General features: G+C 60.5%; 15 protein-coding genes. 4 read left to right on the top strand and 11 right to left on the bottom strand.

Translation table 11 applies throughout. The annotated features are described in order from the left end of the window. Positions 1 to 111: 111 nt before the first annotated feature. From EKD05_RS01470 to EKD05_RS01480, 3 genes are all read right to left on the bottom strand, one after another. Entirely contained in the window at positions 112 to 2,304 is a 2,193-nt protein-coding gene (locus EKD05_RS01470) for an HD family phosphohydrolase (RefSeq protein WP_129670543.1), read from the bottom strand. 84 nt (positions 2,305 to 2,388) lie between these two features. Further along, positions 2,389 to 2,940 (bottom strand): GatB/YqeY domain-containing protein, encoded by a 552-nt coding sequence (locus tag EKD05_RS01475; protein ID WP_129670544.1) that lies wholly within the window; start codon positions 2,938 to 2,940, stop codon positions 2,389 to 2,391. A 248-nt stretch (positions 2,941 to 3,188) separates the two neighbouring features. Continuing rightward, positions 3,189 to 3,821 carry a guanylate kinase gene (locus tag EKD05_RS01480; protein ID WP_129670545.1) on the bottom strand — a complete coding sequence of 211 codons (633 nt, stop codon included), beginning with the start codon at positions 3,819 to 3,821 and terminating at the stop codon, positions 3,189 to 3,191. A gap of 81 nt (positions 3,822 to 3,902) precedes the next feature. Between EKD05_RS01480 and EKD05_RS01485 the strand changes: the two genes are divergently transcribed. The 3 genes from EKD05_RS01485 to EKD05_RS01495 are packed head-to-tail and all read left to right on the top strand — an operon-like array spanning position 3,903 to position 6,891. Continuing rightward, complete coding sequence (locus EKD05_RS01485) at positions 3,903 to 5,840, top strand: NFACT family protein (RefSeq protein ID WP_129670546.1); 1,938 nt, start codon at positions 3,903 to 3,905, stop codon at positions 5,838 to 5,840. Further along, positions 5,840 to 6,076: a hypothetical protein gene (locus tag EKD05_RS01490; protein ID WP_129670547.1), complete on the top strand. Its 237-nt coding sequence runs from the start codon at positions 5,840 to 5,842 to the stop codon at positions 6,074 to 6,076. The genes EKD05_RS01485 and EKD05_RS01490 overlap by 1 nt, the downstream gene beginning before the upstream one ends. A 5-nt stretch (positions 6,077 to 6,081) precedes the next feature. Then, entirely contained in the window at positions 6,082 to 6,891 is an 810-nt protein-coding gene (locus EKD05_RS01495) for a hypothetical protein (protein WP_129670548.1), read from the top strand. Here EKD05_RS01495 and EKD05_RS01500 read toward each other — a convergent pair. The 3 genes from EKD05_RS01500 to EKD05_RS01510 form a co-directional block, all read right to left on the bottom strand. Next, entirely contained in the window at positions 6,886 to 8,355 is a 1,470-nt protein-coding gene (locus EKD05_RS01500; protein ID WP_240695576.1) for an NAD-dependent succinate-semialdehyde dehydrogenase, read from the bottom strand. The genes EKD05_RS01495 and EKD05_RS01500 overlap by 6 nt on opposite strands. A gap of 109 nt (positions 8,356 to 8,464) precedes the next feature. Next, on the bottom strand, positions 8,465 to 9,118 hold the full coding sequence (locus EKD05_RS01505; RefSeq protein WP_129670549.1) for a hypothetical protein: 654 nt from the start codon (positions 9,116 to 9,118) through the stop codon (positions 8,465 to 8,467). Positions 9,119 to 9,252: 134 nt separating this feature from the next. Beyond that, on the bottom strand, positions 9,253 to 10,014 hold the full coding sequence (locus tag EKD05_RS01510; RefSeq protein ID WP_165360539.1) for an SDR family NAD(P)-dependent oxidoreductase: 762 nt from the start codon (positions 10,012 to 10,014) through the stop codon (positions 9,253 to 9,255). Between the two features lie 289 nt (positions 10,015 to 10,303). Here EKD05_RS01510 and proC point away from each other — a divergent pair, with 289 nt between their 5' ends. Next, on the top strand, positions 10,304 to 11,119 hold the full coding sequence (gene proC, locus EKD05_RS01515; protein WP_129670551.1) for a pyrroline-5-carboxylate reductase: 816 nt from the start codon (positions 10,304 to 10,306) through the stop codon (positions 11,117 to 11,119). A gap of 70 nt (positions 11,120 to 11,189) precedes the next feature. Here the strand turns inward: proC and EKD05_RS01520 are convergent, their stop codons facing one another. The 5 genes from EKD05_RS01520 to EKD05_RS01540 form a co-directional block, all read right to left on the bottom strand. Continuing rightward, complete coding sequence (locus EKD05_RS01520) at positions 11,190 to 11,684, bottom strand: acetyl-CoA carboxylase biotin carboxyl carrier protein subunit (protein ID WP_129670552.1); 495 nt, start codon at positions 11,682 to 11,684, stop codon at positions 11,190 to 11,192. A 12-nt stretch (positions 11,685 to 11,696) separates the two neighbouring features. Next, positions 11,697 to 13,178 carry an acetyl/propionyl/methylcrotonyl-CoA carboxylase subunit alpha gene (locus tag EKD05_RS01525; RefSeq protein WP_129670553.1) on the bottom strand — a complete coding sequence of 494 codons (1,482 nt, stop codon included), beginning with the start codon at positions 13,176 to 13,178 and terminating at the stop codon, positions 11,697 to 11,699. Between the two features lie 53 nt (positions 13,179 to 13,231). Continuing rightward, a complete protein-coding gene (locus tag EKD05_RS01530) occupies positions 13,232 to 14,767 on the bottom strand; it encodes an acyl-CoA carboxylase subunit beta (protein ID WP_129670737.1) in 1,536 nt (511 codons plus the stop codon). 15 nt (positions 14,768 to 14,782) lie between these two features. Next, entirely contained in the window at positions 14,783 to 15,547 is a 765-nt protein-coding gene (locus EKD05_RS01535) for a 4'-phosphopantetheinyl transferase superfamily protein (RefSeq protein WP_129670554.1), read from the bottom strand. A gap of 69 nt (positions 15,548 to 15,616) precedes the next feature. Then, positions 15,617 to 24,895, bottom strand: coding sequence for a type I polyketide synthase (locus tag EKD05_RS01540; protein WP_129670555.1), 9,279 nt, complete (start codon positions 24,893 to 24,895; stop codon positions 15,617 to 15,619). Positions 24,896 to 24,928: the final 33 nt, after the last annotated feature.

Consider the following 24,928-nt stretch of genomic DNA (forward strand, 5'->3'; position numbering starts at 1 on the left):
CCCCCCCCCCCCGGCCCGCCCCACCCCTGCCCTACCCCTCGCCCCTGCCCGGCCCCTCGCCCCTGCCCGGCCCCGGCCCGGCCACTGCCCGGCCCCCCCGCCGAGACGGTGCTACCGCCCTGTCTGTGGCGAATAATCGACGCGGGGATGATAAATCGACTGCAAACTTGTCACGAACGCCTGCTTGATCAGCGTCAGATCGTGCATCGTCAGCGGGGCCAGATCAAGCTCGCCTTCACGAACCCGGGTCTCGATAATGCTCTTGACTAGTTCGTCCAGGGCCATTGCGCCATTCAGACCGCCCGAGACCTGGCCGTCAGTGGTGCGCGATGGGGCCAGTTTGCCATTCTGCGCTTTCGAGCGCACCGTCGCCTCGACCGAGTCGGCTAACATCATGATCGCCTGTTCGCGGGTGTGGGGGCGCGGGCCTGGGTAACGGAAATCAGCTTCGTTGACGGTGTCCTGTTGTTGCAGGGCCTGCTGGTAAAAATGGCGAATCACGCCCGTGCCATGGTGGGTCGCAATGAAATCCACGATCTGCGACGGCAAACCCTCGGCCTGCGCCATCTTCACCCCTTCGCGCACATGATCCACAATGATCTGCGCACTCGTCACCGGGTCGAGATCGTTATGCACATTTTCGCGCCCCATCTGATTGTCGGTAAAGAAATAGGGCCTGATTGTCTTGCCGATGTCGTGATAGTAGGCCCCCACGCGTAGCAAGAGCGCATCGGCCCCGACCGCCTCGGCGGCCGCTTCGGCCAGGTTGCCAACCGCAACACTGTGGTAGTAGGTGCCCGGTGCCTCGCGGATCAACTTGCGCAACAATGGGCGCGATGGATGGGCCAGTTCCATCAATTGAAGCGGCGTAACCTGACCCGCGGCCCGGCTGACCAGGTTGAAGACCCCCAGCGAGAGAATCGTCGCGAGCCCACCATTCATCCCGGCAAAGAGCACCATTGGCAGTAGCGCACTCGAGAGGGTAGCCATTTGCAACGAAGGACTCTCCATCAGCCAGAAGGCCAGGGTCATCCCAAAGGCCGTCATTGCGACACTCACGCCTGCGATGAGGAAGGTAAAAATGCGATCAGCTGACCGCACCGCCAGTACCGCAACGACGCAGGTGGCAACAAGCGTGATCGCCAGCGGCAACGCATCCTGTTCCATCACCCCGATCACCGCCGCCATCAGTGCTGATGCCGTGATACTGATGCGCCCGCTAAAAACAACCGCGAAGATGATCGCCATCGTTGCCAGGGGAAAATAGTGCGGCCACGCTGGTACCAGGGGCAAGAGCAGGCGTGCGGCGATCAGGGTTGCGTTGATCAAGATGATCAAGACTACCAGCGAGCGTGGCCGCATGGCAAGCGGTGCCTCGTAGATCACAGCGTAGGCCATGAATCCGGCCGCAAGCAGGGCCGAAAACAACCCTCGCCCCAGAATATCGCTCCAACTGAGCGGCCGTGGCATCGCGCCAGTGCGTTGTAGTTTCTCGATAATCTCGGGAGTGATAATTTCGCCGGTGCTTACAATGCGTTCACCCGCTAGCACGCGGACCGACTGGGGGGGTACGTTGTTGGAGACCTCTTCGCGGCGTTGCGCGGTGGCTGCTTCGTCAAGCGTACGGTTGACCCGCAGAAACGACTCGGTAAAGAAGGTCGCCAGTTCACGTTGCGTCGGCGAAAGACTCGTTGTGGCGAGCCAGTAGGTCAGCCAGCGTTCACGCAGTTGCAATAAGGCCCGCTCGTCAATCGCAAAATCGTAACGCTCGATCGCCCGATCATAAAGGGCAAGTGTCTGCGTGCGCAGCTGATCCCACCGCACTTCATCGAGCGTTAGCATCACATCGGCTTGCGCCTCGCTGATCTGCAAGGCCGCATTGGGCAGTGAGGCGAGCGTAGTCAGGCGTTGCGCCCGGGTCAGCGATGGGTCTTCACGGACACTCGTGATGGTATCGAGCAACGCAACGAGATTCTGGCGCTGTTGCACCGGGATCTGCGGATCATAGACATAGATCAGGTTGTCGGGGCTGTTGGCGGCCTGCGCCTGACGCTCGGCCGTCAAAACCTCACTGACATAACTCACTTCGTTGGGTGCCCAGATGCTGATCGGGCTCGGTACGCCAACCTCAAGTTGCCCATATTGTCCAGGTAAACTCACGGTGAGCGCGGCCCAGATGCCAAGCATCAACAACAACCCTTCAAGCAAGAGGGTTATCCTGAGACGCCTTGGCTCAGCCACGGTCTGACGTTGTGGTCGAACATGGGAAAGGCTGGCAAGCCAGCGTGGTCGCGTAGTATTCATATGCACAGAGCGCCGGCTCGGGGCCGCAGCCTCTTTCCGACGTATGTTGACTTCACGGTGGCGAAGTCGCAGGAGTGCGGTGTGTTACCCGTTGGCGAGTAATTCACGCGCTACCTGGCTCAAGGCGCGTCCGTCGGCGCGCCCTTTGAAACGCTCTATTAGAGTCGGCATCAGTTTGCCCATTGCCGCCGGGCCACTCAGCCCCAATTCGGCAATCAAGGCCGCAACTTCAGGCCGTAACTCTTCAACACTGAGCATACGGGGCAGATACGCTTGCAAAATGGCAAGCTCAGCCTCTTCAACGGCTGCTAATTCCATACGTCCAGCTTTACGGTATATCTCGGCGGCCTCATAGCGCCGTTTGACCTCTTTGGTGAGCACGGCTTCTTGTTCTTCGGCGGTCAAGCTCACGCGCCCCTGGGCATCAATCGCGGCCAAGGCTGCTTCACGGGCCGCTGGATCGTGGGCGTGCTCGGCCTCTATTGCGCGCGCTGCGGCATCAAAACGCTGTTTTGCAGCCTCAAGTTGGGCACTCTGCAAGGCGGCCCGCGCATTGCGAATGGTCTCCACCCTGGTGCGCTCCCCCGCTTTCATCGCAATTTTCAAATCGGCTTCTAACCGCTCACTAATCATCATTGCTGCTTTCCTTGGAGGCTGTCTGCAAAGGGTGTCAGCATCGTTCTCCACTACGTGGTGTGCCCTTGGAGGGCCGGCTTTAGCCGGCTCATGGTTCAAGTACATAATCCGGTATGCGCCCGATGCCGTGGGGATGAAGCCCTCGGCTCGGGGAAGCGAAGCCCGCCTGCGCGGGCGAGAGCGGATTCATTTCTGAAAGACCATAAGCCTGCACTCCGGTGTAGCCCGTCGACTTTTCAGACAGCCTTTTAGAGTTCGACGTGACGTGGAAAAACCCGATGCTTTTCGGCGATCATAATCGAATGGATCTGATTCACGGCTTCGTCGAGCTGATCTTCACGATTGAGCACGACATAATCAAAGAGCTCAAGCCGCGCCATTTCGTCGCTGGCGACCTCAAGGCGGCGTTCGATGGTCGCAGGATCTTCGGTGCGCCGCAGCATCAACCGCCGTCGGAGTTCTTCCGGCGAGCCGGGCGCGAGAAAGATAAAGATCGCTTCGGGCGCAAGCGCTTTGATGGTCGCTGCGCCATCAACATTGATCCGTAACACGACATCGCGCCCGCTTGCCATTGCTTCCCGAATCTCAAAACGCGGGATGCCTTTGTACTGCCCATAGACTTCTGCCCATTCGAGCAGTTCTTCGTTGGCGATCATCTCGCGAAAACGTTCCTCACTCACAAAATGATAATCGTAGCCGTCAAGTTCGCCAGGCCGAATCGCCCGACTCGTGGCCGTAACGACAAAATGAAAGGGTAAACCTAGTTTCCGCATGCGCATCAAGACCGAGTCTTTGCCGACGCCTGATGGCCCCGAGATCACGATCAGCAATGGCTGAGGCGGCGCTCCTGCCAGCAGTGGATTATAATGCTGCTCGGTCATGGTTCTGTTCTCACGTTTGTGGTATCCTACTTCAGGGCCTTACGAGGGTTCGGCACGATCCAAGAGGAGCCAGGCGTCGCGATGTATTTTGATGCGTTGACCCTTGCCGCAGTCGCTGAAGAGTTACGGGCGACGATTCTGCATGGCCGTGTGCAGCGTGTCTTGCTGACTGGCCCGCTCAGCCTCGGGCTTGAGGTCTATGCCCATGGCCGTCGTTATCAGGTGCTTGCTTCAGCTCATCCGCAATTGGCTCGTGTCCATCTCGTCGAGGGGCGTCTGACCCGTGGTGTTCAGCAAGAGACGCCACTCTTGCTCCTCTTGCGCAAGTATGTGCTCGGTGGGCGCATCACGGCCGTTGAACAACCACCTCTCGAACGCGTGCTTCTCCTTAGTATAGTCAAAGCTGAGGAGATCCGCAACACTGATTCCGCCGCCGATAGTCCGTCGCCTGTGAGCGAGGGTGTCGCGCCCTCGGGGAGTGTTCGAGGGCGGGACGCCCTTGCTCACAGGGATGTTTCTCACCAGTTACCTGAGTCCTTGGATCTGCAACCTGATGATGACTTTGATGCGTTGCCTGACTTTGATGATGAGACGGGTGAGGATGCCGCGTTGGCGGCGTCGCCACGCCCGCGCTCCCGGCGCACTGGTAGGTTGCTGACCTGTGAGTTGATTATTGAGCCGCAGGATCGGCGCAGCAATATTCTCCTGGTTGATGATAATAATCTGATCCTCGATAGCATCAAGCGCGTGACGCCGCGGATGAGTAGCCGTGTGGTGATGCCCCGCCGTGTCTACGAGTTGCCGCCGCCGCTCGACCGCCGCGATCCGACCCTTGCTACGGCGGCTGGCCTCGCTGCCCTCGCCGAGACCGGTCAGGTGGACCTGGTTCGCGCCCTTGTTGCCGGGTATCGCGGTGTTTCGCCTCAGCTTGCGCGTGAAGTCGTTTTCCGGGCGCTCGGACGTACCCAGGCGCGACTTGATGAGCCGTTGCCCCACTATCTGCTTGCCGCTCGTTTACGTGAACTGATGGGGGAGCAAGCCTCCCCCTCGCTCGCCACTGGCCCCGAAGGGCCGGTGGCCTATGCCCCCTACACGTTGACCCACCTCAATCCGGTTGTGCCTATGCCGTCGATCAGCGCGGCCCTCGAGCAGTTCTACGCCTCCCGCGAGACGGTGACTGGTCATACGCAGCGCCGCGAGGCGCTCGTGCAAGCGTTTGGCACGACCCGTGAACGCCTGGCGCGCCGCTACGACCAGCTTGCAACGGAACTCGAACGTGCCCGCGAGCTCGATCAGTTGCGCTGGGAAGGCGAGATGATCTTTGCCTTTCTCCATAGTCTGCGCCCCGGCCAGACCAGCCTTGAGGTCGAAGGGCGGGTCATCGCCCTTGATCCGCAGCGTTCACCGGTTGAACAGGCCCGCGATCGCTTTCGTCAGTATGAGAAGGCCCGGAGCGCGGTCGCGGGCCTGCCCGAACGCCTGGCCGAAGCTGAAACCCAACTCACTGCGCTCGATCAACTCGTGGTGCTGCTTCACCTCAGCGATACCTATGAAGAGGTTGAACAGATCGCCCGCGAAGCCGAGGAATTCGGTTTTATCCGTGAGCATCCCGATCCCACCACGTCCCGGCGGCGTCAGCGCGCTGCTGCCACCCGCCCCTTGCACCTGGTCTCCAGTGATGGCTTTGATCTCTATATCGGGCGCAGCGCCCGCCAGAATGAGGAGGTGACCTTTCGAATCGGACGAAGCGACGATCTCTGGGTGCATGTGCGTACCCTGCATGGGTCGCACGTTCTGGTGCGTTCAGGCGGCCGCGAAGTGCCTGAAGCTACGTTGCACGAAGCGGCATGCCTGGCCGCCTATTTCAGCCAGGCCCGCAATGAGGCCGCCGTTGAGGTTGACCTCTGTCGGCGTGCCCATGTCCGCAAAATACCGGGTGGCCCGCCGGGTCTCGTGACCTATCGCGCTGAACGTACGCTGCGGGTTGCCCCCTGTCAGCCTAGTTTGGAGGCCTCATAATGGAAGCATCGTCTGGTGACAATCCGTCGCGTTGGCAAAGAGAGATTAACAATATTCTTGAAGTTCAGATCTCACGTTACCCGTTTCTTGTGCAAATGCGGGCCTTGATGCGGCAACTTCAGGATGAACGGGCCAACTGGCCGGTCTTATTACCCCTGTTGTTCGTCTTCTTTGTGCTGGTCTATCGCAATGAACGCAAGAAGGTCAAGCGCCTTCTGCGTCACCTAGCTGAGTAGGATGTATGCGCTCTCTGATCTTCGTTCTGGGCCTTGTCTTGCTGGTTGCCTGTGGTTCGCCAGGGGCCTCTGCTGAACCGACCCCTACCCCCGCGCCTGTGAGCGTTATTGCCAATCAGGGGGCTTATGCTGTCCTGGTTGATGAAGTCTTTAGTATGAACCTGCTGCTCGAGTTCTCGCGGCTTGATGCTTTCGAGCGCGATGCGGTCGAGGCCGTCGCGTTGACCCCTGCTTCGCCGCTGATCGAGGTAGTGAATGCTCAGACCTTTTCTCAGGCGATCGGCGGTTTACGTTCGCGGCGCAATCTCACGCTCGACGTGCGCGCCCTTGCCCCTGGCGAGCATACCTTCACCGGGATGCTGATCCGCACCTCGACCCGTAGCTACGAGGTGCCTGTCGGCGAGTTGCGGGTCGAAATTCTGACGGGTCAGACGCCGGGTTTCTTCACGGTGTTTCAGACCCGTGGGGTCTTTGAAGAGCCGCAGCCACTTGTGACCACCCTGGTGAATCCGACGCGTACGACCTACCAGTTTCGCGGCATCATTCCGACCAATCCAGCCTTGAGCTACGGCCCCGAGGATCTCAAACAGATTGCCGCTGATGGAACGGCGACGCCCGTGCCCCCCGAAGGTTTGACCCTAGAACCTGGCGCACGCATCGAGATACGGCTTGACTGGACGGTGGATATGCCCAACGACGAGGGGCGCAGTGTGGAACTACGCCCCCTGGCGCTGCTCGAAGGCCCCGACGGGCCGGTCTATATCCCGATGGCGAATCTTGTCTTTCGCAATGCTCAGGCGGTGCGGCGTCTATAAGCCCATCGAGACATACTTTTCTTCGAGATACTCGTCAATGCCACTCGGCCCGCCCTCGCGCCCAAGCCCACTCTGCTTGAACCCGCCAAAGGGGGCCTGGGCGGTCGAGGGGATGGCGTCATTGATGCCGACGATGCCATACTCTAGCCCCTCGGCCATCCGCCAGGCCCGGCTGAGATCGCGGGTGTAGCAGTAGGCCGCCAGGCCAAAGGGTGTTGCATTGGCATACCCAAGCACCTCGGCCTCGTCATCGAAGCCGATCAGCGGGGCCACAGGGCCGAACGTCTCTTCGCGGGCGACCAGCATCGTTGGCGTGGCATGTGCCAGTACCGTTGGCGTCCAGAACTGCGTCTCGGGCGCAACCGCGCTACCGCCAGTCAAGATCGCAGCGCCACCCGCCAGCGCATCGGCGACGTGGCGTTCGACTTTGGTACGCGCCTGCTCATCAATCAGTGGCCCAATCACCGTCGCCGGGTCGAGCCCGTTGCCGACCTGCATCGCCGCCACCCTGGCCGTAAAGCGCTCGGCAAACGCCTCATAGATCGAGCGTTGCACAAAGATCCGATTGGCGCAGACACAGGTTTGACCAGCATTGCGAAACTTCGAGGCAAGCGCCCCGCTCACCGCCGCATCAAGATCCGCATCGGCAAAGACAATGAACGGCGCATTGCCGCCAAGCTCTAGCGAGAGCCGCTTGACCGTCGCGGCTGACTGCTGAATCAACAACTTGCCAACCTCGGTCGAGCCGGTGAAGCTCACCTTGCGCACCCGCTCATCGCCAAAAATCGTCGTGCTGAAGGGCACCGGATCTTGGCAGGTTACAATATTGCAGACCCCAGCGGGCAACCCGGCCTGGCGCAAGATCCGCCCCAACTCAAGTGCCGAGAGCGGCGTCTGCTCGGCTGGCTTGATCACCGCTGTGCATCCTGCGGCGAGGGCCGGCCCGAGCTTGCGCGTAATCATCGCACTCGGGAAATTCCAGGGCGTAATCATCGCGCAGACCCCAACAGGCTGCCGCAAGACAAGCAACCGTTTGTTCGCGACACTCGCCGGGATCGTCATGCCATAGATGCGCTCGGCTTCACCGGCAAACCAGGTCAAAAAGCTCGCCGCATAGGCAATCTCGCCACGCGCCTCGGCGAGCGGCTTGCCCTGCTCGAGCGTCATGACGGTTGCCAGGCGCTCCTGCTCTTCCAGCATCAACCCTGCCGCCCGACGGAGGATCGCCGCCCGTGCCGGCGCAGGCACAACGGCCCAGGTGGGCAGGGCCGCCGCAGCAGCATCAATGGCAGCCTGCACATCAAGCTCATTGGCATCAGCTACCTCGGCAAGTTGATCGCCCGTTGCAGGATTCGTCACCGTAAACCGACCGCCACCGGTAGCCGGACACCATTCTTCACCAATCAACAACCCATACGGCTCTGTTCCAAGCATGGTCTGGGCAAGCATACGTGCATCTGTCATCACTTTCCTCATACTATATTGTTGCTTGTGTTGGCGACAACGGCCAGCTTTGCTGGCCGTTGTCGCCAGCACAAGCGAGTTTTCAGGGGCCGCTAGGCCCCCTGAAAACTCATAACGACGCATCAGGATTGATGCGATAGCTATTAATCATCACATTCGTTACCTCAGTATACTCGTCAAACCGTTCATCGGGGATCAGGGTCGTCAGAATCGAGATCTTATTGCCCCGTTGCTCAACGAAACTATTGCCCAATAGGAGAAACTCTTCACCCGAAGCCGCAGTCGCAACATAGGCCCATGCTAACAAGATACTCCCATCATTCTGGATCTCTGGATCATCATTTTCAAAGCCAGGTTGCCCACGGAAATTATTGTTGAGAAAGGCGTCGAGAATGCTCAGTAATTCCTCTTCGTTATAGGCCGTCTCGTCCTCAAAGAGATTAATCATCACGCCGCCCTTGCGGGTCGTATCAGTCCAGGTCATAAAAAGTTCATCAGGCCTGCTCTGATCAATCAGGACCCAATTTGCGGGCACATCAAACGAAAAGACGCCCGAGGGATGCTCGTAGGGGACAAGGTTGCCAAACTCAACGAAGAGCGGATCAGCCTCGGTCGTTGCGTCAAGGCTTGCTTGCTCAGAGAAGGTCGCGGTCGGCTCTTCAAGCGGGGCGGGAGCCCCGTTCTGCCCAACCGTGCATGCGGCCAGCAGCATTGTTACAAAGAGCGCCGCTGCAAGCGTGAGCCGTCGTAGGAAGTTTGTCATGGATATCGTTCTTTCTAGGCTTGCCGCTAATAATCGTGCTATTTTACCATTGACGAACCGCAGCCGCCTTCTGTGGAGTGACCAAAAAAGCCAGCTATGCTGGCTTTTTTGGTCACTCCACAGAAAAACGTTCCTCAACGGGTGCAGAGCATGCCGCCATCAACCACCAGGGTCGTGCCGTGGATGTAGCTTGCTTCATCGCTGCACAGGAAGAGGATTGGCCCAGCAATATCTTCGGGTTGCCCAATGCGGCGCTTCGGAATGCGTTCGACAAAATAGCGCTCGCGCTCTTTGTCGCCAAACATGCGCTGGGTCATATTGGTGACCACCATGCCTGGGGCGACCGCATTGACATTAATATTGCGCCCTGCCACATCAACCGCAATGCCCTGGGTCAACAGCTTGGCTGCCCCCTTGCTTGCATTGTAAACACTCTGCCCCATCGCGGCAATCTCGCCCATAATCGACGTGACATTGACAATTTTGCCATAGTCGTGCTCGAGCATAATCGGCAGCACCGCCCGGCAGAAGTAGAACGTGCCACGCAGGTTGATATCCATCACGCGGTCATACTCATCATTCGACATCATCGGAAACGGGCTGAATTGTCCGGTACCGGCATTATTGACCAGAATATCAATCGTGCCAAAGCGTTCGCGGGTCTGCTGCACGCAACTCTCGATGGCTGCCTGGTTTCGCACATCGACCTGTAAGGCCAGACACTCGGCCCCGAGTGCCTCAAGCTCTTGACGTGTCTCCTCGAGACCCTCGACATTGCGATCGGCACAAATTGTTACCTTCGCGCCCTCGCGGGCCAGACCGACCGCCGTTGCTCGCCCGATCCCCGATGATGCGCCCGTTACAATGGCGACTTTGTCTTGAAAGCGCTGGGTCATGCTTTTTCTCCACAGCCAGCAGGGTGCCCGCACGGCCCCTGCAAGCTCGCTGTACATATGAACAGACATCGTTGCTTATAGATAATAACATAGTCTCACTGATTGTGCTGGGCTGCACTGCACCAGTTGCCATTGCACGTAATCTGCGGTAGACTTCTCGCTGGTGTGACGCAAAGGCGCAGCTTTGCGCCTTTGCGTCAATAAGAGATTGCTTCTAGGGCAAAAGTGGGCGGGCTGCCCGCGCTCCCTGGGGTGAGGTTCGGGGCCGCAGGCCCAGTGGAGAGAAAACATGCTTCATCACCTTCCAATTGCTGTGATCGGGCCTGGTGCGATGGGCGAGGCGGTTATTGGTGGTCTGCTGCGTCAGGAACTGGTCACTCCTGACCAGATTCTGGTCAGCCATCCGCGGGAAGAGCGACGCCGTGAACTGGCCGCTACCTATGGGGTGCATACCAGCCCTGATAATGCCGTGGCGGCACGTTGGGGCCGCATTGTGATTCTGGCGGTCAAACCCCAACAACTGCAGCGCGTGCTGCCGCCGCTGCAACATACGTTACGCGACGATGATCTGGCCATTTCGGTCGTGGCCGGGGCGACCATCCAGAGCATCGCCGAGGCGCTCGCCCATCCGGCGGTGGTGCGCAGTATGCCCAATACCCCCGCAGTGATCGGTGAGGGTATGACAGTCTGGACGGCGGCCCACGAGGTGAGCCTTGAGCAGCGTGAGTGGGCCGAGACCGTGCTCGGGGCGCTGGGGTATGCGCTGTTTGTTGATACCGAGGCCTATCTTGATATGGCGACGGCGATCAATGGTACCGGGCCAGCCTACTTCTTCTTGATGATGGAGGCGATGGTTGATGCCGGGGTTCACCTCGGGTTGTCGCGGCGCATTGCCGAAGAACTGGTGCAGCAGACGATGCTCGGCTCGGTACGTTATGCGCAGCAGAGCGGGTTGCATCCAGCGCAACTGCGCAATGCGGTGACGTCGCCAGGTGGCACAAGTGCCGCCGCTATTTCCGAACTCGAACGCGGGGGGATGCGTACCGTTCTCTCTGATGCGATCTGGGCCGCCTACCGTCGCTCGGTTGAACTTGGCAAACGGTAGTGATGTGATGGTCTGAGGGAGGGCTTGCCCTCCCTCAGACCATCAGTTGACCTATCGGTATGATGCGCTCTCAGCTGATCTCGATTAGCAGTTCGTGCAGTTTTACACTCTGACCGGGCTGGATGTTGAGCATGCTGATCGTTCCGCTGCGGGGGGCCGTGATCTCGTTCTGCATCTTCATCGCTTCCAGTACCAGTATTGGCTGTCCTACTTCCACATACTGGCCTGCTTCAACCAGGATGCGGGCAATCAGGCCGGGAATGGGCGCTTTGACGCGCCCGTCGCCACTCCGTGGCCGTGAAATCGGCGTATCACGGTCACGGATCTGCACGTTGTGCCGCCCACGGGTTGTCTGAATCCAGTGCAGATCATGATCGATCAGGATCTCGTGCGGACGGTTGCCCACCATCGCCCAGGCGCTATGTGCGGATGTCGCCGACCAGGGGAGCCTCACCCGCACTGGCTCACCATTGACCTGTACCTCGATCCACCCTTCGATATTCGGTGAACCACTTATCTCAACCTCAAAATCATTTTCGTTAATGGTGACAAAAAAACGACGCATAGGTGCTCCTCTTCACTGTGGCAAACGACGACTATCACGGTGCCAGCCACTCGTGAAGGCTTCGGGGATTGCTCGATGCGCCGCCTGGGTGCGCTGGAGATAAGCGAGCGCGACAATCGCCGCCAGATCGGTGGTGTAATCGCTGACTGGTGGCATCTCGAGCAGGCGTCGTCGGCTAAATTCGGTGGTGTAGGTTCCCGCAATGAAGGCATCGTCATTCAAGATGAGCCAGAGCAGCGCGAGGTTCGTTTGCACACCAGTAATCTGAAACTCTTGCAGCGCCCGATGCACCCGGCGTATGCACTCCTCGCGGGTTGGTCCCCAGACGACCAGTTTCGCCAGGAGCGAGTCGTAACGCACAGGAATTTCAGCCCCGGCATAGGCGTAGGTGTCAACCCGGACATTAGGGCCACCTGGGATGCGGAAGCCAGTGATATGTCCTGGGCTCGGCAAATAGCCACGCCATGGATCTTCCGCGTTGATGCGACAGAAGATCGCGTGCCCCTGCAGATGCACCTCTTCCTGGGCAAAGCCCAGGGGCAGGCCTGCGGCAATGCGCAACTGCTCACGCACCACGTCAATGCGTGTGACCATCTCGTTCACCGGGTGCTCGACCTGGAGCCGCGGTTTGACCTCGGTGAAGAAATGATTGCCTTCATCATCAAGCACAAACTCGATCGTACACGCACTGCGACACGAAAAGAGCCGCGCCACCTGGATTGCGGTTGCCCAGATCGCCTCGCGTTGGGCCTGGCTCAGATTTGGTGCCGGTGTCTCTTCGATCACTTTGCGCGTATTGCGCTGGATCGAACCATCGCGTTCACCCAGATGGATCAAGTTGCCGTGATGATCGCCAAGAATGGGTACCTCGATATAACGCGAAGGGAGCACAGCCTTTTCGAGATAGACCTGTGCATCGAGATAGACGGATTGGGCCGCCGCTGATGACCGTCGCACGACCCCAAGCAGATCATCTGGTCCACGGGCGACAAAGGTTCCCCGTCCGCGTCCACCCGCACAGGCTTTTACCACCAGCGGATAGCCAACCGAGTCGGCTTCACTCAAGAGCGCTTGAGCTTCGTCTGGCATAAAGATCCGTGACGAAGGCTGTGTTGTTGGAATCCCGACGGCCCTGGCGTGCGCAATCGCACCGACTTTATCACGTACCCGACTGAGCACTGTGCTCCCCGGCCCAACGACAGCAATGCCAGCGGCTTCACATGCCTGCGCAAACCCTGGATGCTCGGAAATCAGCCCATACCCCGGAAGCACTGCATCAACCTTGCTTGTCCGCGCCGCCGCGAGCATCGCGTCAGGGTCACGGTAGCCTAGTTGGGCCATAATGGGATACGCCTCGTCGGCCAGGCGGACATGCAGCGCACCTTCATCGCCAGGCTCGTAGACCGCTATCGCCGCAATGCCCAGGTCACGACAGGCGCGAACCATGCGCACGGCGATTTCGCCTCGGTTGGCGATCAATACTCGTTTGAACATACAAGCACCTTCGTGCATACCAATGCAACTTGCATTGTCGTGCGAAACTCTTCCTACATCGGTGAAATGCCATGCTTCTTGGGCAGGTGACGGTCACGTTTCGAGAGCGTCACGTGCAGCGCCCGCACGAGCACCCGTCGGCTGTCGCGTGGCTCGATCACGTCGTCAATCAGACCACGTGCCGCCGCAACATAGGGGTTGTTGAACTTCTCTTGATAGTCGCTCACCAGTTGCTGGCTGCGTGCCTTCGGGTCCGCAGCCGCCTTGACCTCGTTGCGGAAGAGGATGTTGACCGCCCCTGCCGCCCCCATCACCGCCAGTTCGGCGTTGGGCCAGGCATACAGCAAGTCGCCCCGGAGCCCTTTGCTGCTCATGACGCAGTAGGCCCCGCCATAGCTCTTGCGCAGAATTAGCATCAGTTTGGGCACCGTTGCCTCGGAATAGGCATAAATGAGCCGCGCACCGTTGCGGATGATCCCTCCATATTCCTGACTCGTGCCAGGCAAAAAGCCAGGGACATCTTGCAAAGTGATGATCGGAATATTATAAGCATCACAGATGCGAATAAAGTGCGTCGCCTTGATTGAAGCTTTGATGTCAATCGTGCCTGCTAAATACATTGGCTGGTTTGCCACTAACCCAACCACATACCCATCCAGGCGCGCAAAGCCTACGACCATGTTTTGCGCCCAGAGCTCGTGAACCTCTAGGAAACGCCCGTCATCCACGATACTAGCAATGACTTCCCGCACATCGTAGGGCTTCTGCGGATCGACCGGTACCAGTTCCTCAAGCTCAGGACAGCGGCGCTCGGGGTCATCGCGGGGCGGTACATACGGCGGGTCGCTCATATTATTCGAGGGCAGGTAGCTCAGCAATTCGCGCACCTTCAGCAGACACTCCTGGTCATCGCGTGAGAGAAAGTGCGCCACCCCACTCTCGGTGGCGTGAATTCTCCCCCCTCCCAGTTCTTCCTGGCTGACCTGCTCTTGCATCACTGAGCGCACGACTTCTGGGCCAGTGATGAACATGTAGCTGTTTTCGGTCATGAAAATAAAATCAGTGAGCCCAGGCGAATAGACGGCGCCGCCCGCACATGGCCCGAGGATCACCGAGAGTTGCGGGATCACCCCCGAGGCTTCACAGTTGGCATCGAAGATCCGGGCATAGCCCCCCAGACTATCAACGCCCTCTTGAATGCGCGCCCCACCCGAGTCATTCAGCGCCACAAAAGGACAGCCGTAACTCAGGGCCATCCGCATCGCCTTGACGATCTTGTTCGCGTGCATCTCGCCGAGTGAGCCACCCATCACGCTCGCATCCTGAGCCGCCGCAAAGACCTGGCGCCCATTGATCAAGCCAAAGCCAGTCACGACGCCATCACCAAACCGTGACCCCTTGCCACCCATATAACTCTCGTAGCGCGGGGTCACCAGCGTATCAATCTCATTGAAACTATTGGGGTCGAACAATATCTCGATCCGCTCACGTGCCGTCAGGCGACCCTTCTGATGCTGCGCAGCCGCATCTTTTTCTGTGCCAGCCGCAATGGCTTTACGTTCACGGAGCTTACGAACAAAATCTTCCATCATAAGTCTCGACTCTCATATTCCATACAGCGGTGACTGGATAACCGGTCGGTTGCCCACCTGCTCGGTGACGAGACGTGGGGTAATGGCGGCAATCGTCAGGACAACATGGTGATCCTGGCGCCACCAGCAGCGTACGCCAGCTGGCGGTGCGCCAAGCGACGGATCGCAGTGGGCGAGAAATGCTCGCCAGCCAGCATCCTGGTCTGCTGCGTCGAGCAGTGGTACCAGGCATTCGACAAGACGTGTATCAACCCGCAAGCCGTGCCGTAAGGCTTTTAGGACAGCCTCTTTGGTGCTCCAGATTGCATTGAGCAAGAGGTTGTAGTGGGAGGGATCGGTGGCTTCGAGCAACGCGAGCTCGCCAGGCGTGTAGTAGGTTTCGGCAAAGTTCGCATGCCGTGGCTCGATCTGCTCAATATCGGCACCCACCGGTGCCCCCGCAGGGGCCAGCGCACAAAAGGCCTGCCCCGCACTATGGCTGATCGTGAGGCGTACCGTCCCGAGGGCCATCCGCAAGGCGGGATCAAGCGCATGGATTTCGGGTGCGCCATCAGGGGCCGGCAGAATCATCAGTTCCGTTGGGTGGGGCGCGAAGCCAAGCTCGCGTTGTGTCCAGGCCTGGATGAGCCGCCGCGCTGTCCAACGTCCGAGCAACCACTCTTCACGCCGTTTTTCCATGCGGAGTGTCCGCATCCGATCACGTTCGGGTACGCTTAGCCATAGTTCTGGTGCTACGGCCGGTAGATCGGATCGTTGTTGGATCAGCCAGTCAATCATGTCTTTCCTATGCGCCTGGTTGGGCGTTGGGCAGGCAGGAACTTCCCGCCTGCCCAACGCTATTCTTTCCTACAGGTGCGCCGTCCCCGGCAAGCGGGCTGTCCGATAGCCGTGCAGATCAAGATAGACGTTCCCCAGGTCGTCAACAACCCGTGCGTCAAAGCTCGTGCCGTTTTCGACCGGGGTGACGATGGCGTAGATCTGCGCGTCGCCAGCCTCTTCCAGATGCCGATAGACCTCAAGCGTGTCAAGTGAGGATGGCAAGGCCATCGCCTCGGTCTGGACGATCTCCCACACGCCTGCTGTCTGGAAGCAGAGCTCTAGCAAACGTGGGTCAACCAGGTGTTCGGCGTTGATCGGGGTGCTATCGGGTGGCAGGTCGCCCGCCAGCATGCCAATCGCCATCTCGTCGCTCAGCATGACCTTCTCGAGCACCTGGTACGCTGGGCCGTGGAAGTAGACTTTGTAGATCTCACTTCGCTCGATCACCCGCGCATGCTCGTCCGCAATCGGTTGTTCGGTCTGCGCCGCAGTCAGTTCCCCACGCGTGAGGCGAACCTCGGCCCGGAAGTGTACCGTCTCTTGCGCTGGTGGCGGGGTCTGCCCTGGGGCCACTACCGGTTGGAATGTCGAGCTCAACGTGGTCTGGGCCAGCAGATCTCCACCTTCGGCAGGCCGAATGACCGCCCGCAGCGTCAGTGTGCGTGGCTGGCTGCGATGGAATTTGACCGGGCTATCGAGCCGCTCATGCTCGATCCGCGCCAGACGGAAGTCAGGGGCAAACAGCCCCGCCACCTCCGCAAAGCCTTCGGTGCCCATCACGCCCGGCAACACCGGTGTCCCTTCGATCTGATGATCGTACAGGAACGGTTGCTCGTGCGGATCAAGTGAGGTCTGGGCAATGATGCCACCATATAGCTTGGCGGCTTCGACTGTGCCGACCATCAGGTACGGGCGCTCACGCGCAGCCAGCGTTGCTGCGACTTTGTCTGGGTCAAGGCCGCCGTTCGGGTCAAACTCTTCGGTGAGGACACCCAGGCGCAACCCGACGACGATTTCGTCGCGGGTATCGCCCGCCGTCAATTCGCGCCTGATCGTTGGGATGCCAACCTCGGGGGGCAGCATATCAATCCCCGCCATCTCCATGATCCGTGGGATCGACCCACGGGTCGCCATCCCGATCCCGCCCCAGGCTGTCCAGTCAATCACAATGGCACGTGTGTCGGGGCGCCAGCGCCGCATGCTGCTGCTGATTTTGCAGAGCAAGTCGTTCGCGGCACTGTAGTCGGTCTGACCACTGTTGCCAAACCGCCCGGCCACGGAACTGAAGGCGACGGTTGCGCCAATCGGCAGGCCCTTGGCCGCCCGCAGCATATTGAAGAAGCCATCAGCCTTGATGTCAAAGACGCGGCTGAATTCGTCGTGCGCTTTCTCACTCAACGCCCGACTGATCTCGATGCCACCTGCGTGCAACAACACATCAATGCGGCCCTCGCGCTCGCGAAGGGCGTCAATGACCCCGGCAACCGCTGGGGTATCACGCAGGTCGAGGCTGTAGTAGTTGGCTGTACCGCCCGCTGCTTCGATCACTTCAATCACCCGCAACGCCGCCTCTGACCGTTCCACCGCCATGATGCCCCGGTCAATCTGCACTGGCGTTGGCCGTTCGCCGCGGGCCTGCGCTTCCGCGATCAGCGCCGTCTTCAGTGCGGCCCGATCTTGCCGGAAGAGCCGAATGTGCTCGTCGGCGGGATCTGGCTCTGGCGTGAGATCGAGCAGGTAGAACGTGCCACCCATCCCGGCTGCCGCCAGGTCGCCAATGATCGCACTCGTGATGCCCCCCGCTGCCCCCGTCACCAGATAGACCGTCTCGGGCGTCAGCACCATCCCCGAGTTGCCATTGTAGGCGTGGCGCTCTTCCAGGCTGATGCTCAGCCGGAGCCCGTCACTGTAGCCGACTTCAACGATGCCCGGATCGCTCAGGGTTTCGGCGATCAGGCTCTCGGCTGGTTCGACACTCTTGCGCCCGGTCTCGAAGTCAACCGCTTTGACCAGCACCGACGGGTATTCGCGCTTGTAGGCTTTGGCAAACCCTGTCACTGCACCGCCAAGCGGGGCCGCCGCGCCTTCGTCGTCGTAGCCGTGCCGCCCACCCATCCGCGTTCCCACCACGAGGAAGGGAATGCGCTCGGGTTGCGCCCCAACGAGCGTGTGCGTCGCCAGATGCAGATTCTTGACTCGCGCACGGTTCAGTTCGTGCCACTCTGCCAGGTCAAGCTCTTCCAGGTCTGGCTCGACCTCAAGGGCCGGTAGCCAGTAGAGCCCGTCAACCGGCCCTTCGGCAAGCATGCCCTGGATCATCGCGACAATGGCACCCTCTTCCGGTGGCGCCTCAATCGGCAGCACCGTCACGCCCCGCTTTTCAAGCCGCGTTACGAGCGCTTTGCCGACACCACTCCGATCCAACATGACGATGACCCGCACGCCTTCACCAAGCTGGGCGTTCGTTGCTTTGCAGAGATCCAGTGGTGGCCGGAGCACTGGTGTGGCGACGCGCCGTGGCGCTCGGTTTGCTTCGCTCAGGTCGTAGGCCCCGGTAGGCACTGCTGTGGTCGTCTGCGTTGACTCAGCCGTTGCGCTCGCGCCTGTTCCTTCGCTCACCACCGCCGCGCCATTTCTGGTCTCGGGACGCTTTGTATAGACAAAGCCAATCACGTCGCGTAGCGTCGGATAATCGCGCAGCTTCAGATCTTCGATGCGGGGGATGTTGAACGCTTCGCGCACTGCCGCAAAGGTCTCGGCTTGCTTGACCGTGTCGACCCCCAGGTCGGCCTCAAGGTCGAGGTCGAGATCGAGCATCTCAATCGGGTAGCCGGTCTTGTCGGCGACCAGGTTGAGCACCGTTGTCGTGACCTGATCCTCCGCTGAGGCCATGCTTTGCGCTGGTGCATTTCCATTCGGGGCGATCGACGGTGCTGTGGCAACGGTTGTCGCTGCCGCTGCCGCCAGATCGGGGCGCTGCGTATGCACAAAGCCAATCACATCGCGCAGCGTTGGATAATCGCGCAGCTTCAGGTCTTCGATGCGGGGGATGTTGAAGGCCTCGCGCACCGCCGCAAAGGTCTCGGCCTGTTTGACCGTGTCGACGCCTAGGTCGGCCTCGAGATCAAGGTCAAGATCGAGCATTTCGGTCGGGTAGCCGGTCTTGTCGGCGACCAGACCAAGCACCGTTTCGGTAATTGGATCGATCGATGGCTGAGTCACCGGTGTTGCCGCCGGTGCAACTGCTGTCGCCGGTGTCGGGGCCACCGCTGCCGGTGCTGCCACTGATGCGGCGAGATCGGGCCGGTGTGTGCGCACAAAGCCGATTACGTGCCGCATCGTCGGGTAGTCGCGGAGCTTCAGGTCTTCGATGCGGGGGATGTTGAAGGCTTCGCGCACTGCCGCAAAGGTTTCGGCCTGCTTGACGGTGTCGACGCCCAGGTCAGCCTCGAGGTCGAGGTCAAGATCGAGCATCTCAATCGGGTAGCCAGTCTTGTCGGCGACCAGGTTGAGCACCGTGTCAGCCACGGGATCACTCACGCTTACTGGCGCACTAATGGTGATCGGTTGGAGCGCTGCGGCGACGGGCGCTGCCGCCGGTGCCGCCACGGGCGCGGCGAGATCGGGTCGCTGTGTACGCACAAAGCCGATCACGTGCCGCATCGTCGGATAGTCGCGCAACTTCAGGTCTTCGATGCGGGGAATGTTGAAGGCTTCGCGCACCGCCGCAAAGGTTTCGGCCTGCTTGACCGTGTCCACGCCCAGGTCGGCCTCGAGGTCGAGGTCGAGATCGAGCATCTCAATCGGGTAGCCGGTCTTGTCGGCGACCAAATTGAGCACCGTGTCAGCGACGGGATCGCTCACGGTGGCTGTCACACTAACGGCGACTGATTGGGGCGCTGTGGCGACGGGTGCTGCCACTGGTGTTGCCACCGGCGCAGCGAGATCGGGCCGTTGCTCACGGACAAAGCCGATCACATGGCGCATCGTCGGGTAGTCACGCAGCCTCATGTTCTCGATGCGGGGAATGTTGAAGGCTTCGCGCACCGCCGCAAAGGTTTCGGCCTGCTTGACCGTGTCCACGCCCAGGTCGGCCTCGAGGTCGAGGTCGAGGTCGAGCATCTCGCTTGGGTAGCCCGTCTTGTCGGCGACGAGCTTGAGCACCGTGTCCGCGACCGGATCGCTCACGACTGGCGGCGGACTGACCACCGCAGGCTGGGATGCTGGTGCCGGGGCAACCGGTGTTGGCGCAACAACGGGTTTGTGCGCAGCTGGTGCTGGAGCCGGCGCAACCGGTGCCGTTGGTTTTGTGGCAACTGGAGTCGGCGCAACCGGCGCCGTTGGTTTTGTGGCAACTGGAGTCGGCGCAACTGGCGCTGGTGTTGCTGGTCGGCTCACCACACTTGGCGCGCTCGGGCGGCCATTGCTTGCTGGCATAACCGCCATGTGATGTCCGGCCACATCAGGCGCAAACGCTGCGCGCTGCACCGGCCCGGTGCCAGCAACCCAGTCACTTGGTGCTGGTACGCGCTTTGGCGCACCCTGGGCCTTGATCCGCAAGACGCGTTTCACCACTTCGGTCTCGGCCCGGTCATAGCCACTCACCTGGGCCAGCCAATAATCATAGCGCTGGCGCTGATCAATGCGCTCGCTTGATCCTGGAATGCGTCGCAGCAAGGTCAGCGCGATCTGCGAGCCAAAGCCTGCTGCCAGGTGGATCGCATAGCGCACCGGGTAACGTCCGCCGCGGCTCAGGTTCAACTGGCCGAGTTCGGGGTCGGGCTCGCGGTAGTTCGGTACCGGCGGCACAATGCCATGCTCCAGGATCTTGACCGCGATCACATCTTCGATGCCCACCCCCATCGGATGGCCGGTGAAGCCTTTGGTGTTGGCGATGACAATGTCGCTCGCCGCTGGCCCAAAGGTGTGCCGCAAGGCGGCGATTTCGGCCGAAGCACTGCCGCCCCGGGCCGGCGTAAAGGTCTCGTGCGAGATAAAGACCGTCTGCGCCGCCATGGTGCGCCGATCCAACCCAAAGCGCTGCTCGGCGGCCCGCACCAGATTGTCCACAATCTGGCTGATGTGCTGCACATCCAGGCGCGTTCCGTGGAAGGCGCTATTATTCGTCTCACTCGAGAGCACCTCGACAATGCCGCGCATGCCACGCTCGCGGACGGCATCCTCGCTCTCGACCAGCAAGGCACACGCGCCCATGCCGAGCAAGGTGCCATGCCGACGCCGATCAAACGGCAACGCAGCCTCTTCGACCGCATCATCGGTTGCCGCGGCCCCCGTTGCCAGGAAGCCGGCCCCGACCCATTCGAGCATATGCTCGCTTGTGACATCGTCGCCGCCCACTACCAACACCCGTCGACAGCGCCCACTGCGGATCCAGTCTTCGGCAATCGCAACGGCCTGTGCGGTCGAGGCACATGCCGCATTGACATGCGTATTGGGCCCGCGTGCGCCGATATACTCGGCCAACTGGCTATGGCCCATCGCCAGGATGCGGAAGATGAAGCGTCGGTCGAATGTGTACGGATTGCGTTCGATCTCGTCGCGTACTTCGTTCATGCGCTGCGTCAGACGCATCAGCGTCGCCTCGTCACTCGTCACGTTGCGCAGCGCTTCCAGTTCCTGCAGCAGCGCCAGACGACCCTCGTGCTCGTAGTAGCGCTGCAACTCGCCACTCAACTGGTCATAGCCAGGGAAGGCGCTCGCAAAGATAACGCCAGTCTCGTCACGCAAGGCCTCGGGTAGCATCCAGCGCTCGGGCAAGAAGGTGCCCTTGCTCGTCTTTTTGTAGGTTTGCACCAGCGGAAGGCCGGCCTCACGCAGCGCATCAAGCCCCGCCGCCATCGCCAACTGGCTGGTGATGTCCAGCGCCTCCACCAGATTGGCCGCGACGCCGTATTCCGCCGTGAGGTCAAAGCTCCCTGAGCGCCCCGCGAGCCGGATCACATCGTCGGCGTGATCGATCTCTTGAAAGCTACCGCCGCCATCTTCACCCTTGACCACCCGGGTTACATGCTTCTTGACCATCAACCGACGGAAGCGCTCGGGAATGAGATCAATCAGTTGCTCGCCACGCAGGATGCGCTCGGCATTATCGAGTGCCATTAATGGCTTTGCCGCCCCCGGCAGGCCCAGGCCCGTGCCACTGATGACAATCGATCCGGCTGGTGGTCGATTACGGTCGTAGGCAGTCGGGTGTGGAGCCGGGCTTGCGCCATTGCCTGCCCCTTGCCGAAGCGCCTGTGTCAACAAGGCACTCAAGGCTTCGAGCCCTTGCCCATTCCCGTTGCCATGCTGCGCTCCATGATAGTCGCCCTGGCTCATCTCGCGGGTATCCTCCACCGGGCTCGCCTGAGCCATTTCGGCGTCAAGCGCGGGCAGATGTGCTACATTCGCAGGTAGGCGATGGGTTACCACCGGTGCCTCGTGGGCATAGGCTGCGGCGACCTGTCGAGGTGCCGCGACTGCGACCGGCTCAGCTGCATCCAGGCCTGCCGCATAGAGCCCGCAGAGCGCCTGGTTAAAACTGGCAAGCTCACCCGTTTTGGGATGGTTGGTAAAGAGCGCAACGGCATCGCCTTTGTCACCAAGTACATCATCAACAAAGCCCTTCAACGCCTTCTTGGGGCCGCACTCGATAAAGATCCGGCATCCCTCGCGATAGAGCGTCTCGAGTCCCTTGACCCACTGCACCGGCGAGGCGATCTGGCGCTCCAGAAGATCCTTGATGCCCTCCACCGTGGTCGGATAGAGTTCGCCGGTCACATTGGCGACCAGCGGCAGTTCTGGTTCACGGATGTGCAAGCGGTCGAGTACCTTGCGCAACGGCCCCGACGCCGGGGCGACAATGCTCGTGTGGAAGGCATGACTCACCGGGATGCGCTGGGCCTGGAACCCACGGCTAACAAAGAGGTCAATTGCTTGCTCGACGGCCCGACTCGCGCCACCGATCACGGCCTGGCTATAGCTATTGAGGTTGGCTGCAACCACATAGCCATCAACCTCTTTGAGCGTGCTCTCGATCACCTCAAGCGGGGCCATGACGGCGGCCATCCAGCCATTATCCTCTACGCTCACCCTGGTCATCTCGGCACCACGGGCGGCTGCCGCCTCGAGCGCCTGGGCAAAGGGCATAATGCCCGCCGCCACCAGCGCTCCATACTCCCCAAGCGAATGGCCCATCACCATATCGGGACGAATGCCATACTCCGCGAGCAGCGTTAGCAGCGCGATATCGAGCGTCAGCATCGCCGGCTGGGTAATCGCCGTCTGCATCAGCGCCCGCTCGGCCTGCTTGATCACCGTCGGATCGTCGCTATCCACAAAGAGATAACTCGTTAACGGTTGCCCAAGGATCGGCGTCATCACCGCATCAGCCTCGGCAAAGACGGCGGCGACCGCCGCTGAGTGCTGGGCAAGCTCGCGCCCCATATTGAGGTACTGGCTGCCCTGGCCGGGGAAGAGAAAGGCCACTTTCCCGGCAACCGTTCCACTGCCCCGAAAGATACCCTGGGCGGCAAGGGGTCGCCATGCAGCCGGATTATTCAACCCCGCAGCGCGCGCTGCCTTGCCCAGTTTCTCGGCCAGGTCGCTTGCCTCGCTAAAATCCACGACGAGCCGCTCGGGTTGACGGAGTTCGGCCCGCTCCGGCGCAGCAAGTGGCGGTGTCCAGCCACCTTTCACGCGCTCAAGGGTCGCCGTGATCCGCGCTGCCAGATCGGCGCTTGTTGCTGCACCCAGGGCCAGCATGCCCCGCAACGGCGGCTTCTGATCCACTTGAGCAGGGGCAGCATAATGTTTGCTCATACTCTTCGCCTCTTCGCCTCTAGCCTCACCAGGGATCGCAGCACTCTGATAGCGGCGTGGGCCAGTGGTGATCATCCCGGGCACATACTCTTCAAGCACCAGGTGAAAATTGGTTCCCCCAAACCCATAGGCACTCACGCCCGCACGGCGGGGGAAGGCCGCTGGCCGCTCCCACTCGCGTCCCTCGTGGAGCAGGCTAAAAGGCGTTGCCGTGAAGTCAACACTCGGGTTTGACGGCATTGCATTGAGCGTCGGCGGCAAAATCTTCTCGTGAACCGCGAAGGTCGCCTTGAGCAACCCGGCGGCTCCAGCTCCGGCTTTCAGGTGGCCAATATTGCTCTTGGCCGACCCGAGGCCGATGCGCCCGCGTTCGACGCCCGCAAAGACCTTGCTCAGACTCTCGACTTCCACCACATCACCGACCCGCGTGCTCGTGCCGTGTGCTTCGAGCAGCGTGCAGGTCGCGGGGTCAAGCCCGGCATGTTTCCATGCACGCTCGACCGCATAGATCTGCCCGATCGGATTGGGCGCCGTAATGCCCTTGCCTTTGCCATCCGACGCCGCCCCGACCCCACGGATCACGGCGTAGATCGTATCGCCATCGCGTTCCGCATCCGCCAGGCGTTTCAGCAAAAACGCCGCAGCGCCTTCACCCATCACAAAACCATCGGCCCCATCGCCAAATGGGCGTGTCCCGGTCGCCGAAAGCGCCCCGATCTTGCAGAATTTTACATAAGTCGAAATGCCCATATTGCGGTCAACGCCACCCGTCACCACCGCATCAACATGGCCTTCGCTCAGCATCTCAACGGCAGCCGCAACCGCGGCAAAGGTCGAAGCACAGGCTGCATCCGTGATAAAGTTGGGTCCGCGCAGGTTGAGCACATTCGCCACCCGTCCGGCGACGATATTGGGCAACTCACCTGGCATCGAGTCTTCGCTGATCGCGGGCAACTTCCGCCCCACTTCAGCATAAAACTGAGCCAGCATCGCCGCCTGCACCTCAGCGGGAAGCGTTTTGAAGGCGTCGGTACTCGCAAGATAGTTGGCAAAATCGGGGGCCACGATGCGCTGATTGGTCAGGTAGTGCAACTCGCCGCCCATCGCCGTGCCGAGGATAACCCCGGTATTGTCGGTATTGAGCGCCCGGTCAGGCAAGCCGTAATCAGCCAGCGCCTCGGCGGCAACCGTGACCGCCCACTGCTGCCCTTCATCCATCGCACTCGCCACGCGGGGCGGAATGCGGAAACGCTGCCAATCAAACTGGAAACCCCGTACCCACCCACCGATCTTCGTGTAGGTCTTGTCAGGGGCCGCCGGATCAGGATCGTAATAATCCGCCAGGCTCCAGCGATCAGCCGGTGTCTCGCTGATGCTGTAGCGCTTAGAAAGAATATTCTGCCAGAATGCTCGTGCATTAGGAGCATCAGGCAACATCGCGCCAACGCCCACGATGGCGATGGCGCACGAGGCCGAAGTATCCATGAAAAGCTCCTCCGGAGCACCCCCACGCAGGGG

This window comes from Candidatus Chloroploca sp. Khr17 (assembly GCF_004138165.1).
Taxonomy (GTDB): Bacteria; Chloroflexota; Chloroflexia; order Chloroflexales; family Chloroflexaceae; genus Chloroploca.

Coding starts and splice junctions, on each gene's coding strand:
- EKD05_RS01525 (WP_129670553.1), bottom strand. CDS start 13,178: ATGTTCAAACGAGTATTGATCGCCAACCGAGGCGAAATCGCCGTGCGC.
- EKD05_RS01530 (WP_129670737.1), bottom strand. CDS start 14,767: ATGGAAGATTTTGTTCGTAAGCTCCGTGAACGTAAAGCCATTGCGGCT.
- EKD05_RS01500 (WP_240695576.1), bottom strand. CDS start 8,355: ATGACAGATGCACGTATGCTTGCCCAGACCATGCTTGGAACAGAGCCG.
- EKD05_RS01535 (WP_129670554.1), bottom strand. CDS start 15,547: ATGATTGACTGGCTGATCCAACAACGATCCGATCTACCGGCCGTAGCA.
- EKD05_RS01505 (WP_129670549.1), bottom strand. CDS start 9,118: ATGACAAACTTCCTACGACGGCTCACGCTTGCAGCGGCGCTCTTTGTA.
- EKD05_RS01540 (WP_129670555.1), bottom strand. CDS start 24,895: ATGGATACTTCGGCCTCGTGCGCCATCGCCATCGTGGGCGTTGGCGCG.
- EKD05_RS01475 (WP_129670544.1), bottom strand. CDS start 2,940: ATGATGATTAGTGAGCGGTTAGAAGCCGATTTGAAAATTGCGATGAAA.
- EKD05_RS01470 (WP_129670543.1), bottom strand. CDS start 2,304: ATGAATACTACGCGACCACGCTGGCTTGCCAGCCTTTCCCATGTTCGA.
- EKD05_RS01490 (WP_129670547.1), top strand. CDS start 5,840: ATGGAAGCATCGTCTGGTGACAATCCGTCGCGTTGGCAAAGAGAGATT.
- EKD05_RS01485 (WP_129670546.1), top strand. CDS start 3,903: ATGTATTTTGATGCGTTGACCCTTGCCGCAGTCGCTGAAGAGTTACGG.
- proC (WP_129670551.1), top strand. CDS start 10,304: ATGCTTCATCACCTTCCAATTGCTGTGATCGGGCCTGGTGCGATGGGC.
- EKD05_RS01520 (WP_129670552.1), bottom strand. CDS start 11,684: ATGCGTCGTTTTTTTGTCACCATTAACGAAAATGATTTTGAGGTTGAG.
- EKD05_RS01510 (WP_165360539.1), bottom strand. CDS start 10,014: ATGACCCAGCGCTTTCAAGACAAAGTCGCCATTGTAACGGGCGCATCA.
- EKD05_RS01480 (WP_129670545.1), bottom strand. CDS start 3,821: ATGACCGAGCAGCATTATAATCCACTGCTGGCAGGAGCGCCGCCTCAG.
- EKD05_RS01495 (WP_129670548.1), top strand. CDS start 6,082: ATGCGCTCTCTGATCTTCGTTCTGGGCCTTGTCTTGCTGGTTGCCTGT.